This window comes from Nocardia sp. CC213A, assembly GCF_030766805.1.
GTDB classification, from domain to species: domain Bacteria; phylum Actinomycetota; class Actinomycetes; order Mycobacteriales; family Mycobacteriaceae; genus Nocardia; species Nocardia otitidiscaviarum.
Genome location: NZ_JASFXA010000011.1, coordinates 101,763 through 115,283, shown reverse-complemented (window position 1 = coordinate 115,283; position 13,521 = coordinate 101,763). Strand labels below are relative to the sequence as shown.

Annotated in this window: 15 protein-coding genes; 5 read left to right on the top strand and 10 right to left on the bottom strand. The window is 69.5% G+C overall.

The annotated features are described in order from the left end of the window. Positions 1–30 precede the first annotated feature (30 nt). Positions 31–567, bottom strand: coding sequence for a hypothetical protein (locus QJS31_RS21150; RefSeq protein ID WP_143980869.1), 537 nt, complete (start codon positions 565–567; stop codon positions 31–33). A gap of 85 nt (positions 568–652) precedes the next feature. Between QJS31_RS21150 and QJS31_RS21145 the strand changes: the two genes are divergently transcribed. Then, entirely contained in the window at positions 653–1,447 is a 795-nt protein-coding gene (locus QJS31_RS21145; protein ID WP_282780035.1) for a HugZ family protein, read from the top strand. 17 nt (positions 1,448–1,464) lie between these two features. Here QJS31_RS21145 and QJS31_RS21140 read toward each other — a convergent pair whose 3' ends face one another. Then, positions 1,465–2,487, bottom strand: coding sequence for a sodium:calcium antiporter (locus tag QJS31_RS21140; RefSeq protein ID WP_306357502.1), 1,023 nt, complete (start codon positions 2,485–2,487; stop codon positions 1,465–1,467). 160 nt (positions 2,488–2,647) lie between these two features. Here QJS31_RS21140 and QJS31_RS21135 point away from each other — a divergent pair, with 160 nt between their 5' ends. The 3 genes from QJS31_RS21135 (at position 2,648) to QJS31_RS21125 (ending at position 6,006) form a co-directional block, all read left to right on the top strand. Further along, positions 2,648–4,525: a serine/threonine-protein kinase gene (locus QJS31_RS21135; protein WP_282780038.1), complete on the top strand. Its 1,878-nt coding sequence runs from the start codon at positions 2,648–2,650 to the stop codon at positions 4,523–4,525. A gap of 187 nt (positions 4,526–4,712) precedes the next feature. Further along, positions 4,713–5,423, top strand: a complete 711-nt coding sequence (locus tag QJS31_RS21130) for a metal-dependent hydrolase (protein ID WP_306357501.1) — start codon at positions 4,713–4,715, stop codon at positions 5,421–5,423. 88 nt (positions 5,424–5,511) lie between these two features. After that, positions 5,512–6,006: a phosphoribosyltransferase gene (locus tag QJS31_RS21125; RefSeq protein ID WP_282780040.1), complete on the top strand. Its 495-nt coding sequence runs from the start codon at positions 5,512–5,514 to the stop codon at positions 6,004–6,006. An 89-nt stretch (positions 6,007–6,095) separates the two neighbouring features. On the opposite strand, the gene QJS31_RS21120 is transcribed toward QJS31_RS21125, so the two are convergent. The 8 genes from QJS31_RS21120 to QJS31_RS21085 all read right to left on the bottom strand — a co-directional run bounded on the left by QJS31_RS21120 (position 6,096) and on the right by QJS31_RS21085 (position 12,298). Next, on the bottom strand, positions 6,096–6,587 hold the full coding sequence (locus tag QJS31_RS21120) for a peptidylprolyl isomerase (RefSeq protein WP_282786539.1): 492 nt from the start codon (positions 6,585–6,587) through the stop codon (positions 6,096–6,098). Between the two features lie 174 nt (positions 6,588–6,761). After that, positions 6,762–7,148 carry a VOC family protein gene (locus QJS31_RS21115; RefSeq protein ID WP_306357500.1) on the bottom strand — a complete coding sequence of 129 codons (387 nt, stop codon included), beginning with the start codon at positions 7,146–7,148 and terminating at the stop codon, positions 6,762–6,764. A gap of 51 nt (positions 7,149–7,199) precedes the next feature. Beyond that, the gene (locus tag QJS31_RS21110; RefSeq protein WP_306357499.1) at positions 7,200–8,012 is read right to left on the bottom strand and encodes a VOC family protein; all 813 of its coding nucleotides are present in this window, start codon (positions 8,010–8,012) and stop codon (positions 7,200–7,202) included. Between the two features lie 222 nt (positions 8,013–8,234). Then, positions 8,235–8,963, bottom strand: coding sequence for a fructosamine kinase family protein (locus tag QJS31_RS21105; protein WP_306357575.1), 729 nt, complete (start codon positions 8,961–8,963; stop codon positions 8,235–8,237). Positions 8,964–9,310: 347 nt separating this feature from the next. Further along, entirely contained in the window at positions 9,311–10,102 is a 792-nt protein-coding gene (locus QJS31_RS21100) for a helix-turn-helix domain-containing protein (protein ID WP_306357498.1), read from the bottom strand. Positions 10,103–10,190: 88 nt separating this feature from the next. After that, on the bottom strand, positions 10,191–11,042 hold the full coding sequence (locus tag QJS31_RS21095) for an RNA polymerase sigma factor (protein ID WP_306357497.1): 852 nt from the start codon (positions 11,040–11,042) through the stop codon (positions 10,191–10,193). Further along, positions 11,035–11,331, bottom strand: a complete 297-nt coding sequence (locus QJS31_RS21090; protein ID WP_306357496.1) for an antibiotic biosynthesis monooxygenase — start codon at positions 11,329–11,331, stop codon at positions 11,035–11,037. The genes QJS31_RS21095 and QJS31_RS21090 overlap by 8 nt, the downstream gene beginning before the upstream one ends. Before the next feature lie 97 nt (positions 11,332–11,428). Then, the gene (locus QJS31_RS21085; protein WP_306357495.1) at positions 11,429–12,298 is read right to left on the bottom strand and encodes an NAD(P)H-binding protein; all 870 of its coding nucleotides are present in this window, start codon (positions 12,296–12,298) and stop codon (positions 11,429–11,431) included. 243 nt (positions 12,299–12,541) lie between these two features. Between QJS31_RS21085 and QJS31_RS21080 the strand changes: the two genes are divergently transcribed. Further along, on the top strand, positions 12,542–13,378 hold the full coding sequence (locus tag QJS31_RS21080; RefSeq protein WP_306357494.1) for an SDR family oxidoreductase: 837 nt from the start codon (positions 12,542–12,544) through the stop codon (positions 13,376–13,378). The last annotated feature ends 143 nt before the right edge of the window (positions 13,379–13,521 follow it).

The window sequence follows — 13,521 nt, the reverse complement described above, 5'->3', positions numbered from 1 at the left end:
GGGAGATGTGCCGGGGCGCGGGCTTGCCGGTCAGAACACCAGGGTCGTTCCCCCCGCGCGCACCTTGCCGAAGAAGCGTTTGTCGATATCGGAGCCGTCGTGGTTGTAGGCGTTCATGATGTCGGTGAGTTCGTCGGCGAGCGCGCGCAGGGCGGGGCTGACGGTTTCGATGCCGTCCTCCCGCTCCCAACCCCACTCGTAGGGGATGCCGTTGATGGTGATGACTATGGTGCCGAAGTACGGTGTCTCGACGATGTAGTCGATCTCGGCGGGCGCGTCGGCGATGGGGCTGCTCACCGCCACCTCACCGGGCGCGCCGGTGCTCGAGAACACCACCCGGGCCAGTGCGATGTCGGCGCGGATCAGTTCGGCGACACTGTCGAGGCTGGCGTGCCGCCCGACCCGCCAGTACCGCGACCCGTAGGAGCGGTCCCCCGCCGTGTCCGGCGTGTGTTTCTCCAGCAGCCGGTCGAGCATGCGCTGCGCCGCCGCCCGTTCGCTGTCCCCCGTGCGCGGATGCTCGATGAGACTCCGCAAACGAGATATTCGCAGACTCGCGTTGCTCACCTTCGCAGCGTAACCCGACCGCCGGTGCGCTCGTCCGACCGACGACACCCCCACCTGTGGGGGCTCGCCGCGTACCTTCTCACCTATGACTCTCGATCACGGTGACCCCGGCGACGCGCCCTCCATCCCACCTCCGCTGACACCGGTGGCCGACGACACCCGGCCGTCGGCGGCCGAGGAGGCCAGAACCGTTGCCGCCGCGACCAATACCGCGACCCTGGCGAGCCTGAGCGAGGACGGCGGTCCGTGGGCATCACTGGTCACCTACGGACTGCTGGACGGGCAGCCCGTGCTGTGCGTGTCACGGATGGCCGAGCACGGCCGCAACCTGCTCGCCGACCCGCGCGCGAGCCTGGCGGTGGTGTCGCCCGACGCACCGGCCGACCCGCTCGCCGGTGCACGAGTCACCCTCGCCGGCGTGGTGGAGCGCCCCGACGGCACCGAAGCGGCGGCCGCCCGCGAGGCGCATCTCGCGGCGGTTCCGGCGGCGAAGTACTACATCGACTACAGCGATTTCACGCTGTGGATCCTGCGGGTGCGGCGGGTGCGCTGGGTCGGCGGCTACGGCCGCATGGATTCCGCCACCGCCGAACAGTACGCGGCCGCCGCCCCCGACCCGGTGATCCCGCACGCCCAGCGCGCCATCACCCATCTCAACGACGACCACGCCGACGCCCTGCTCGCCATGGCGCGCGCCTTCGGCGGCTACCCGGATGCCGACACCGCCAGCTGTGAACGCGCCGACCGCTACGGCCTCGACCTGCGTGTCTCCACACCGCGCGGGATGGCGGTCACCCGCGTCGGCTACTTCTCCCCCATCGATTCGATCGGCGAACTACGTTCCGCCACCGTCGAATTGACGCGCCGAGCCCGCGACTGACCCTGGACGCGGGGCATTCAGTCCATCGCCACCAGCGACGCCACACCGAAGCCGTAGAAGACCAGTATCGCCACCCCTTCGAAGCCGATGTGGCGTCGTTCCCGGCCCAGCAGACCCGCTGCCAGGGTGGCGGTCAACAGCACCGCCAACGCCGTCACGAAGATCGCCGACCGGTCGGCGGCATGGTAGATCGACCCGCCCCGATAGGCAAGATCGGCGGCGGCGACGAACAGCACGTCGAAGGTGTTGCCGCCGATGATGTCGGCGACCGCGAGCGTCACCGCGCCGATCCGCACCGCCGCCAGCACGGTCACCAGTTCCGGCAGCGAGGTGATGACGCTGGTGAACAGCCCACCCACCAGCGAACCCGACAGCCCGGTGCGCTCGGCCAGCGCCAGACCGCTGTGCGCGATGACCCAGCCGGTCCCGGCGACCGCCGCGGCCAGCACCGCGAATTCGATCCACAGCCGCCGATTCGACTCCGGCCGCGCGGTATCGCCGGGTTCGTCGGCGACGGTGTCCTCCGTGGTCAGCGGCCGCCACATGGGCCGCTCACTCGAACGGCGCACCAGCAGCAGCCCGTAGCCGTACACGGCCAGCAGCAGCGGTGTCGCCGGATGCACCGCCCACCCGGTGACATCCGGACCTGCGGCCGCCGCCAACACCACGCCGATGAGGGCAATCACCGTCATCGACTGCACCATATTGGGCACCGACGCCGCCGCATGCTCCAGATTGACCCGCCGATACGCGAGATCGGCGACCGCCAGGAACGTCGTCTGCGCGGCGATCCCGCCCAGCGCGTTCGACATCGCGAACCCGGCATCCCCGGCCGCCGCCCCCGCGATCGAGGTCACCAACCCCGGCAGCGACGTGGTGGCGCCCAACAACACCGCCCCGGCCAGCGCCTCACCGATCCCGGTGCGGTCGGCGATCTCGTCCACGATCCGCGTGAAGCGCACCCCCGCGGTCAGCAGCACCAGCCCGCAGCCGCCGAGCATCAGCAACAGCCCGGCCACCGGCCAGCCCGCGAAACTCACCGCCACCCCCTTGCGTCGATACCCATCACATACCGCGTACCCACTCGGGGCCGGATCGCGCGCCCGAGATCGCCCCACGGCCGGGGGCATCGCACAAGACACGAGAAATGGGGGCCGGGACGCCCGTAACCCGACCCCTGGGTTTCGTGATGTGCCTTACATGCTCGCCGACAATGCGCTCACCGACGACCGCGCCGGCTACGAGGACGCCACCCTGGCGTTCACGCGCCCGGGAGGCGGTGATCCGCTCGACGAGATCGACGCCGGAACCACCGTCGACGAATTCGATCTGGTGCGGCCGCTCGGACAGGGGGCGTTCGGGAAGGTGTTCCTGGCACGCCAGCACGCCATGCAACGGTATGTGGCGGTGAAGATCTCCCGGGACAACAGCCGCGAATCGCAGACCCTCGCACAGCTCGACCACGACCACATCGTGCGCGTCTTCGACCAGCGGCAGCTGGGCGACACCGGACTGCGGCTCATGTACATGCAGTACGTGTCGGGCGGGACACTCGAGCACGTGCTCGCGCGCATGCAGCGGGTACCCGCCGAGAAGCGTTCCGGCGCACTACTGCTCGATGCCGTCGCGAACACCGAGGCCGGCCCGAACGCCGAACCCGCCGCCCCCGCCCGCGCCGAACCGCGGCGGCTCAGTTGGCCCGAAACCGTCGCCTGGCTCGGCGCCCGCCTCGCCCGCGCCCTCGACCACGCCGACCGGTGCGGCGTCCTGCACCGCGACATCAAACCCGCCAACATCCTGCTCACCGCCGACGGACAACCCAAACTCGCCGACTTCGGCATCAGCTTCAGCCGACTACTACCCGGACACAGCCCCGTCGCCTACTTCGGCGGCTCCCTGCGCTATATGTCCCCCGAACAACTCGAAGCCTGCCACCCCGACCTGCACGCCGACCCCGGCCGCCTCGACACCCGCAGCGACCTCTACGCGCTCGCCGTCGTGCTGTGGGAACTGCTCACCGGACGCCTCCCCTTCGACGACGAACCCCGCTACGGCGAAACCGGCACCAGCCTCGACCGCATGATCACCCGCCGCCGCGCGCCCATCGACCCGCGCTTCGAAGCCGACCTGCCCGCCGACTGCCCACCCGTACTGCGGCACGCACTGCTCACCTGCCTGTCCCCCGACCCCGACAGCCGCTTCCACAGCGGCGCGGAATTCGCCCACCAACTCGACCTGGCCCTCGACCGCACCGCCCGCGACCTCGTCGACCCGCCCGACAGCAGCATCCGCGCCCGCTTCCGCATGCGGCCGATGCCCGTGGTCACCGTGTCCAGCGCGCTCGGTCAACTGCTCGCCGGGTACTACCTGTACACCCACAACACCGCCGTCCTCGCCCACGACCTCGACGACCGACAGCGAGAACAGCTGGTGGACCTGGCGTTCCTGCTCGGACTCGTCGTCTACCCCGCCAGCATCGCCGTGCTGGTGTACTGGTGCCGCCGCGTCATCCAGATCCCCTACGGACTGCGCCGCGGCCGCCACTACGACGACGACACCCTCGCCCGTGCCCGCGCCGACACCCTCGCCTGCGGCGACCGCATCGCCGTGGTCAACTTCGCCGGATGGGCCATCGCCCTGCTCATCCTGCTGGTCCGGCTGCTCGGCACCGCCGAACTGTCCACCGGGACACTGCTCAATGTGGTCTGCTCCAGCATCGTCACCGCCGCCGTCGCCGTGTCCTACACCTATTTCCCCGTCACCTTCTACGTGCTGCGCTGGTACTACCCGGGGCTGCTCGAACGCGGCCACACCGCACCCGACGACCGCGCCCGGTTGCGTGTGCTCGCCCGCCGCAACCGCGTCTACCTCGCCGCGGCCGCCACCGTACCGCTGCTCGGCACGGCCGCCGGGCTGGCGTTCCTCGAACCCGCGCAGCAGCAGGCCGCCGTCGGCTCGGTCATCACGCTGTGCCTGGGTGGCTGTTTCGGAGTCGCGGTCTCGCTGAGCGTCTTCCACGCCCTGTCCAGCGATCTGCACACCTTCGACCGCCTGCTGACCCCCACGGCGGACCGATAGCGGGGACCCGTCCAGCACCCGTCCCGCCCGGTGCGCATCACCGCTGTCCGCAGCGAAAGATTCGCTGCGACAGCCGCTTTCACCGCGATATGCTGAAGTCGCGGCCGGAATGACCTGCCGCGCAACGTGCCTGCCCTCACACAGCAGCATTGACGCAACAGCAATTAGATCGGCTAACCTTCTCGCGGTGCTAGGACATTCACACGCCACCAGCGGCGCGCTGGCGTGGGCAGCCGCCGCAGCAGCGCTACCACTCACCGTCATCACCTATCCCGCAATGCAATCCGGGACCATCGGATCCGTCGACCTGGTGATGGGCACCTTCCTCACCGCCGGTGCCGCGCTGCTCCCCGACGCCGACCATCCCAAGGGCACCATCTCCCACGTGCTCGGCCCCATCACCCACTACGCGTGCAAACTCATCTCCGCCATCTCCGGCGGACACCGCGGCGCCACCCACTCCTTCGCCTTCGTCGCCCTCGTCACCTACGGCACCTGGGCCGGCGAACACTGGATCGGCCGCCACTTCACCCTCGCCCTGGTGTTCTTCCTGCTCGCCCTCGCCGTACGCGCCCTCAACCTCGCACCCACCGGCGACAGCGTCAAAGCCTGGGGCACCGTCGTCGTGCTCGCCACCTGCGGCACCTTCGCCATCGACCACTGGATCAGCGACAAACCCGCCTGGCTGCCCTTCTCCGTCGGACTCGGCACCCTCGCCCACGTCCTCGGCGACTGCCTCACCGACCGCGGCTGCCGCCTGCTGTGGCCCTTCGACATCCGCATCCGATTCCCCATCATCGACCGCACCGGCAACAAGATGGAAACTCTCATCCTCGTACCGCTTTTCGCCGCCGGCACCCTCGCGCTGCTCTGGTACACCATCACCCACCAGCCGTAGCGATCGGGGCAGGTGAGCCCCACGACCGCACCCCGGTGCCATATCGTGTAACGGCAATCCAACAGCGACAGCGAAAGGCGAGGAACGGATGGCGGAGCGGGAAGAACTCACCTGGGAGCTGTTCGGCGACGCCAGTCGCGAACTGGCCACCGCCATCGCCGACGACGGCTTCGAACCCGACCTCATCCTCTCCATCGCCCGCGGCGGCCTCTTCGTCGCCGGAGCCCTCGGCTACGCCCTCGACGTGAAGAACCTCCACGTCATGAACGTGGAGTTCTACACCGGCGTCGACCAACGCCTCGACATGCCCGTCATGCTGCCGCCGGTCCCCGCGCCCATCGACCTGGCCGGAGCCACCGTCCTGGTCGCCGACGACGTCGCCGACACCGGCAAGACGCTCAAGCTGGTCCGCGACTTCTGCAGCGACCACGTCAAAGAGGTGCGCTGCGCGGTCGTCTACCAGAAGCCGCACTCCGAGGTGGACTGCGAATACGTGTGGAAGCGCACCGACAAGTGGATCAACTTCCCATGGTCGGTGCTGCCGCCCGTGGTCGAGCGCGAGAAGCAGGTGCTCGACGCCTGAGCGCCGCCCGAACACCGAAGCGGCCCGGAACCTGATGGTTCCGGGCCGCTTTCGCGTCGAGGCGTCGACGCCGCGTCAACCGACGATCGTCAGACCAGCTCGGCCGACAGGATCGTGACGGCCTCGACCGGCACATCCTGATGCCCGGCCTTGGAGCCGGTGCGCACACCATCGATGGCATCCACCACGTCGGTACCCTCGACGACCTTGCCGAACGAGGCGTAACCCCAGCCGTCCTGGCCCGGGTAGTTCAGGAATTCGTTGTCGTTGGTGTTGATGAAGAACTGCGCGCTGGCCGAATGCGGATCCATGGTCCGCGCCATCGCCACGGTGTACTTGTCGTTGCGGAGACCGTTGTTCGCCTCGTTCTCGACACGGTTCGGCGCCGGCTTCTGCGCCATATCGGCGGTCATGCCGCCGCCCTGGATCATGAAGCCCCGGATCACCCGATGGAACACGGTGTCCGTGTAGTGGCCCGCCTTGACGTAGTCGACGAAGTTCGCGACGGTCTTGGGCGCCTTGGCCTCGTCCAGTTCCAGGGTGATATCCCCGGCGGAGGTCTTCAGGAGCACTTTGGTCATGCGGGCCATCCTATGGGAGGCGCCTCTCCCCTCTCGTCGGGGCCGTGAAAGTGCTTGGGCCGGAACGCGCGGGTTGTTGTTTGGTGAGTTCAGGAGATATGAGGTCGGATTAAACATGTTTAGATGCGCATATTTCCATTTTTTAATCACCGAAATACCGTCACATCCACGGACTCACGCTTCGTACAGCTCCAGCGGCAACTCGTCGGGATCGAAGAAGAACGCGAAACGCTTCCCCGTGTACTCGTCGACCCGTATCTCCTCCACGCGCACACCCCGGTCCCTCAGTTCGGCCAGCGCCGCCGCCACATCCGGCACCACGAAGGCCAGATGCCGCAGGCCCGCGGCCTCCGGGCGCGAGGGCCGCGGCGGCGGGTCGGGGAAGGAGAACAGCTCCAACCGGCCGCCGTCCGGCAGCTCCACATCCAGCTTGTACGAGCGCCTTTCGGCGCGATAATGTTCGGCCAGCACTCGAAGCCCGAGCACCTCGGTATAGAACGCCCTGGACCGTTCGTAGTCCGACGCGATGAGCGCCACGTGATGGATCCGCCGCAGTTCCATGCGCGCGACGCTATCCCACGGGACCGACAACCACTCCCCTCCCCCGCCGGGTCAGGACGCATTGCCTCCGATGCTGAAATGCGCGCCCGTCGGGTCGGCGACACCGGCCATCCGGCCGAACGGCGTATCCATGACCGGCGCGATCACCGAGCCACCCAGCTCCACCACTCGCCGCACCGCCCGCTCGACATCGTCGGCGCCGAAATAGACCCGCCAGCCGCCGGGCGAATCCGGCGGCAGGAAGGCGTGCGCGTCCATGACGCCCCCGAGCATCGGCGTCTCCGAGTGGATGGTGGTGTACCCGATCTCACCCTCCCCGGGAACCGCGACCCGGAAGGGGTCCTGCCAGCCGAAGACATCGGTGTAGAAGATCAGCGCCTTGTCGTAGTGCGGGGTCTGCAACTCGAACCAGGACGGCACGCCGACATGCCCGCTCCAGTGACCGCCCGTCGCGATGCCGATCGCTTCGAAGCCGCGGTGCGTCCCCGGCTGCCACACCCCGATCCCCGCACCCGACGGATCACCGAGAATCGCCATCGTGCCGAGCTCCCCCACGTCCAGGGCGGGCACCACGATCGACCCGCCCTCCCGCACCGCCTGCTCCGCGGTCGCCCGCGCGTCATCGGACCGGAGGTACACCGTCCACTGATCGGGCCCCTGAATCCCGTCCTCGGTCTTGCCCATTCCCCCGGCCACCGCCTTCCCGTCCTTGCGGAAGGTGATGTAGCCCCCGAACTCCTCCCCCGCCCGCTCGGCCGTCCAGCCGAAGAGGTCGCCGTAGAAGGCGATGCTGACATCCGGATCCGCGGTGAAGAGATCGATCCAGACGGGGTCGCCCACGCGGAAGGCCGGCACTGTGGTCATGACACGCTCCTGAAGGTCTCGAAGGGCATTCACCCGTGTAGACGAGGCAGGTCGATGAATCTCATCGAGAATCGAGCCTGCTTCTCCTCCGTGCGTGTTGTATCCGCGTGGAGACCGCAGCGTTCGATGTGACATGCGGCTCATACATGTTTAGATGCGCATATTTCCATGTAGGTATTTTTTACCTGCGACTGCAAGGGAGTCCGGCTCCAGCTCCGGCTGCTACGCCGCGAGGGCCGCTACCGCGGCATCGGCCGTCATCGCGCTGTACGCGCCGCCGAATAGGACGACATGGATGAGCAGCGGGTGGAGTTGATGCAGCGGAATGCGTTGCCGCCAGCCCTCTCCCAGCGGTGCGTACTCGTCGTACGCGGCGCGGATGCGGTCCAGGTGCGGTGCGCCGAAGAGGGCGAGCATGGCCAGGTCGGTTTCGCGGTGGCCGCCGTGGGCGGCCGGGTCGATGAGCATCGCGCGGCCGTCGGTCCAGTGCACATTGCCCGACCACAGGTCGCCGTGGATCCGGCTGGGCGGTTCGGCGGGGCCGGCGAGGGTGCCGATGCGGTCGATGACGGTTTCGATCAAGCGGACGCCGTCGCGGCCCAGGTGGGGTGCGGCGGCGGGTAGGTAGGGCGCGAGGCGGCGCTCGGCGTACCAGGGACCCCACTCCCCCGCCGTCGGCGTGTTGTCCAGGGGCAGGGTGGCGATGCGGCCGGGCCAGGGCGCGCCGAAGTGGTCCGGTGCGGCGGCGTGCAGGGCGGCCAGGTCGCGGCCGAAGCGTTCGGCGGCGGCCGAGGATGCCGATTCCGGTGGCAGCCACGGCAGTACGAGTACGCGGGCGTCGACGGCGAGCACGGCGGGAACGAGACCGCCGGGATCCGCGGCGGCGAGCCAGCGTAGTCCGGCCGCTTCCGCGCCGAAGACCCCACTCCCCTCTCCCACGCCCGGCCCGATCGCGCCACCGTCGGGTGCGTTGTGGCCCGGGACTCTCCCGGTCGTGCCCTCGTCGACTGCGCTGTCACCCGCGACTCCCCCCGCCTCGCCCTCGTCGAGTGCGTTGCCACCCGCGACTCCCCCGGCCGCGCCGTCGTCGCGCGCGTTGTTGCCACCCGCGACTCTGTGGTCCGGGGCATCGCCGTCCGGGATGTCGTCCGGGGCGTTGTCGAGGGCTTTGACGAAAATGGCTCGGCCGTCGGCGGTTTCACCGCGATACAGGCTCCATGCGTGGCTGTGCCCGATCCGCCGCAGGGCGACGGACACCCGCAGGAGGGCGGCTACGTGCGCGGTCACGTCCATGTGGGTCATTCTGCGGTGACGGCGATGCGGTCGCGCAGCAGGGTGGCGGTGGCCGGATCGGCGGGGAAGAAGGCTTCGATGGCGAGTTCGGCGACGGTGACGTTCATGGGGGTGCCGAAGACGGTGGTGATGCTGATGAGCGACAGGTCGTGGCCGTCCAGGCGCAGGCGCAGCGGGACCACGGCCTGGTCGGGATCGGGTAGCCCGGGGTGTTCCTCGCCGCCGGGGTAGGCGCGCAGTTCGTCGCGCAGCGCGGTGAGTTCGGGCGCGCCGCTGACGTCGATCTGGCGTTGCAGGCGTTCGAGGATGTGGCCCCGCCATTCGGGGAGATTGGTGATGCGTGGGGCGAGGCCGTCGGGGTGCAGGCTCAGGCGTAGCGCGTTGACGGGTTGGGTGAGCAGTGCCGGGTCGACGCCGTCGAGGAAGAGGGCGATGCCGGCGTTGGCGTCGACCATGTTCCAGTTGGCGTCGACGGCGAGGGCGGGGTGGGGTTCGTGGCCGGTGAGGACCTGGCGGAGCACGGTGCGGATGGGTGCCATGGCGGGGTTGTCGAGCGCCGGTTCGGTGTAGACGGGGGCGTAGCCGGCGGCGAGCAGCATGCGGTTGCGTTCCCGCAGGGGGATGTCGAGTTCGTCGGCGAGGTGCAGCAGCATGGCGCGGCTGGGGGTGGCGCGGCCGGTCTCGATGAAGGAGAGGTGGCGGGTGGAGGTTTCGGCGCGGCCCGCCAGTTCGAGTTGGCTGAGGCGGCGGGTGGTGCGCCAGTGCCGGAGCAGGTCGCCTGCGGTCTGCGTTGCCATGGGTTCGATCGTACGAATCGGTCAGCGGCGCAACCATTGCCCGACGGGTGTGCGGGTGGGTGGCGACGCGTGCCGTCACCCACCCGGGTCAGCCGGTGAGGGCGGGGCAGGCGCGTTGCAGGGTCTCCCAGACGCGCTCGGGCGCCCGGAATTCGGGGTCGGAGCGGTAGATCTCGGCGATGGCCGTGGCGGTGTCGAGTTGGCGGGCGGCGGTGTCGAGCGTGTCGGCGGGGATGGGTGGGTGCGCGCCCGGCAGGGTGCTGAAGGTGGGGTGGGCGGGGTCGAGGATGCCGTAATCGATGCTGGAGTCGATCTGGCGGTCGCAGCGGCAGGGGTTGGCGCGGTCGACGAGTCCGCAGCGGTCGGCGATGATGCTCCGCATGGTGCGGCGGGCGCGGGCCAGGCGCTGCCGGTAGGCGGCGCGGGTGATGCCCAGGGCTTGTGCGCCTTCGCTGTCGGGGAGGCCGATGAGGTCGCCGAGCAGGTAGGTGATGCGCAGGTCGCGGGTGAGGGCGAGCAGCATGCCGTAGGTGCAGGCGAGTCGGACTTCGCCGGCGAGCAGCCGGAAGGTGGCTTCGTCGAAGTGGTCGGCGGGGGTGGGGGCGAGGTTGCGGTCGATCCAGTCGGCGAAGGGTTCGGGTCCGGCGACGCTGAGTTCGATCGGGCCGCGCACGGTGCGCAGCAGGTAGCGCGAGGCGATGGTGTACACCCAGGTGGTGAGTTTGGAGCGGCCCTCGAATTCCGACAGGTGGGTGACGACGAGGATGAGGATTTCCTGGGTGGCGTCGGCGGCGGCTTCCGGGTCGGAGCTGAAGCGCAGGGCGAGCCGGTAGATCAGGTCCTGGAGTTCGCGGCAGAGCTGTTCGAGGGCGTCGGCGTCTCCGGCGACGGCCCGGGCGGCCAGACCCTCGAGGTCCGGCCGCCCCGCCGCCTCAGGCATCGGCGAACTCGACGGTCGCGTGTTCCATCGACACCATCTCCTTGATGAACGCGAAGGCGGCGGCGCATTCGGGCACCGCGCCGATTCCGGCCGCCGCGGCGTCGGCGGCGGCGCGGTCTCGCCATTCCACCACATCCATCCAGGTGCGTTCGTCGAGCCGGACGAGTCGCAGCGAGACGAAGCCGTCGAATTTCTCGCGCAGGGCGGTGAGCATGGCCGGGCGGGCGGCCAGCATGGCGTCGACGTCGGTGGGGTCGACGGTGAAGCGGGCCAGTTCCAGGACGGTCATTCGGGTCTCCTCGTGTGTTGTGTTTCGGACACAAGGTGAGAGACCGGGTGGTGGCCGGGTGTGACAGCGGCCGGGCGGTGACGGTGGTCACATGGTGTCAGTGGGAGCGGGTGCGGTGGGCGACGTAGTCGGCGAGGGTGGTGGGCGGGTGGCCGCCGTACTGCTGGATGGCGGGGGTGATCTGGTAGAGGCCGGTGCCCTCACCGAGCAGGCGGAAGATCTCCCAGAGTTTGGTGAGGTGGGCGGCGGCGTGCGGGCTGCCGTAGAAGTCGAGGGCCCAGCGGTGCCAGGTGTCGGGGTCGATGTCGCGGTAGCCGCGGCCGAGGGTGCGGGCGGCGTCGCCGATGGTTTGGATGTCGCCGGTGAGGAGGATGACCGGTTCGGCCTCGGCGGTGGGATCGGCGAGCAGTCCGGCGGCGACGCGGGCGACGTCGGCGGCGGCGACCAGGGGCAGGGTGGTGGTGTCGGGGCCCATGGGGAGGGTGAGCAGGTCGCCGTCGCCGGTGTCGGCGATGCGGGCGAGGTTCTCGTGGAAGACGGCGGCGCGCAGGTGGATGGCGCCGATTCCGGCCCAGTCGAGGATTTGTTCGACGACCCAGTGTTGGCGCATGCGCGGGGTGAGGGCCTGGGGTCCGGCGGCGAGTTGGGAGACGGCGACGACGCGTTCGACGCCGGTCTCGCGGGCGGCGACGGCGAAGGCGCCGGCGGCGTCGACGAAGCCGTCGATGACGGGGTAGGTGAAGTAGGCGGCGCGGATGCCGTCGAGTGCGGCGCGAACGGTCTCGAGGTCGCGCAGGTCGCCGACGCGGACGTCGGCGCCGAGGGCGCGCAGCGGGGCGGCGCGTTCGTCGTCGGTGTGGATCAGGGCGCGGACGGGGACGCCGCGGCCGAGCAGTTGTGCGGTGAGGTGCCGGCCGGTGGATCCTTGGCGTCCCCCGGCGGCACCGGTGACCAGTACCGGCTCCATCGTTCTACGGTACGACCGGGTTCGGCGGGGGTGGGAGCTTTCGGGCAATGGGCCGGTTGGGTGGCGGGTCGCGGGCGCGGTTCGGTGGCGCGCGATTGACCGATCCCGCCGCCTCGAGTGCGGGCGCGCTGCCCCGCTGTCGCGTTAGAGTGTTGTGGGGCAATCTTTTTCGCAATGGGGCGGCTTCGGAATGCTACCGCGGCAGGAAGACAGCGCGGCGTCGATATGGCAGGGTGGGCGGGCATGAAAACGATCCTGATCACAGGGGCTACGTCAGGGATCGGTCTGGCTGCGGCGCGGCAGCTCGGCTCCCAGGGACATCATCTGGTCCTCGTCGGCCGCAATCCCGAGAAGCTGTCGGCGACGGCCGCTTCGGTGCGGGAGTGCGGGGCGGGCGCGGTCGACACCCTCGAGTGCGATATGGGCAGTCTGGCGCAGGTGCGGCGGTTGGCGAAGACCGTGCAGGCCAACTATTCCCGGCTGGATGTGCTGGCGAACAACGCGGGCGGCTTTCACCTGCGGCGCACCGAGACCGAGGACGGTTTCGAGACCACGTTCGCGGTCAATCATCTGGCCGGTTTCCTGCTCACCGAACTGCTGATGGATCTGCTGCTGCACTCCTCCCCCGCACGGATCCTGTTCACCTCCTCGGTCATGCACTACGGCTCGCAGGTGAAGCTGGACGATCTCGGGTTGCGGCGCGGATACACCGGGGCGCGGGCGTACGGGGCGTCGAAGCTGGCGAACATCCTGTACGTGCGGGATCTGGAGCGGCGGTTGCGGGGTACGGGCGTGACCGCCAATGCCTTCCATCCGGGCGCGGTCGCCACCCATATCTGGGATGAGGCGCCGTGGTTCGTCAAGCCCGCCATGGAGTTGGTCAAGCGCATCTTCATGATCACCCCGGAGCAGGGGGCGGAGGCGCTCACCTATCTGGCGACCGATCCGGATGTGGCGGCGGTGTCGGGGTGCTATTTCCAGCGCAATCGGGTGAAGGCGCCCTCGCGTGCCGCGCAGGACGACGCGACGGCGCGGGAGCTGTACCGGGTGTGCGCGGAGCTGGCCGGATTGGCGGAGTGAGGTTGTGACCGGCTGAGTCCCGGGTGCGTGCGCGCGTATCCGGGACCCGCCGCGTTCGGTACTGATTCCGTTCGGCACCGATTCCCCGTCCGGGCGCGGTTCAGCGGCTCGGGCGCGTTTCGGTGGCCCGGGCACGGCTCAGC

Bases quoted from the DNA above. Each gene is read 5' to 3' on its own strand.
- QJS31_RS21145 (WP_282780035.1), top strand. From the start codon at position 653: ATGACTCTCGATCACGGTGACCCCGGCGACGCGCCCTCCATCCCACCT.
- QJS31_RS21135 (WP_282780038.1), top strand. From the start codon at position 2,648: ATGCTCGCCGACAATGCGCTCACCGACGACCGCGCCGGCTACGAGGAC.
- QJS31_RS21125 (WP_282780040.1), top strand. From the start codon at position 5,512: ATGGCGGAGCGGGAAGAACTCACCTGGGAGCTGTTCGGCGACGCCAGT.
- QJS31_RS21120 (WP_282786539.1), bottom strand. From the start codon at position 6,587: ATGACCAAAGTGCTCCTGAAGACCTCCGCCGGGGATATCACCCTGGAA.
- QJS31_RS21115 (WP_306357500.1), bottom strand. From the start codon at position 7,148: ATGGAACTGCGGCGGATCCATCACGTGGCGCTCATCGCGTCGGACTAC.
- QJS31_RS21110 (WP_306357499.1), bottom strand. From the start codon at position 8,012: ATGACCACAGTGCCGGCCTTCCGCGTGGGCGACCCCGTCTGGATCGAT.
- QJS31_RS21100 (WP_306357498.1), bottom strand. From the start codon at position 10,102: ATGGCAACGCAGACCGCAGGCGACCTGCTCCGGCACTGGCGCACCACC.
- QJS31_RS21095 (WP_306357497.1), bottom strand. From the start codon at position 11,042: ATGCCTGAGGCGGCGGGGCGGCCGGACCTCGAGGGTCTGGCCGCCCGG.
- QJS31_RS21090 (WP_306357496.1), bottom strand. From the start codon at position 11,331: ATGACCGTCCTGGAACTGGCCCGCTTCACCGTCGACCCCACCGACGTC.
- QJS31_RS21085 (WP_306357495.1), bottom strand. From the start codon at position 12,298: ATGGAGCCGGTACTGGTCACCGGTGCCGCCGGGGGACGCCAAGGATCC.
- QJS31_RS21080 (WP_306357494.1), top strand. From the start codon at position 12,542: ATGAAAACGATCCTGATCACAGGGGCTACGTCAGGGATCGGTCTGGCT.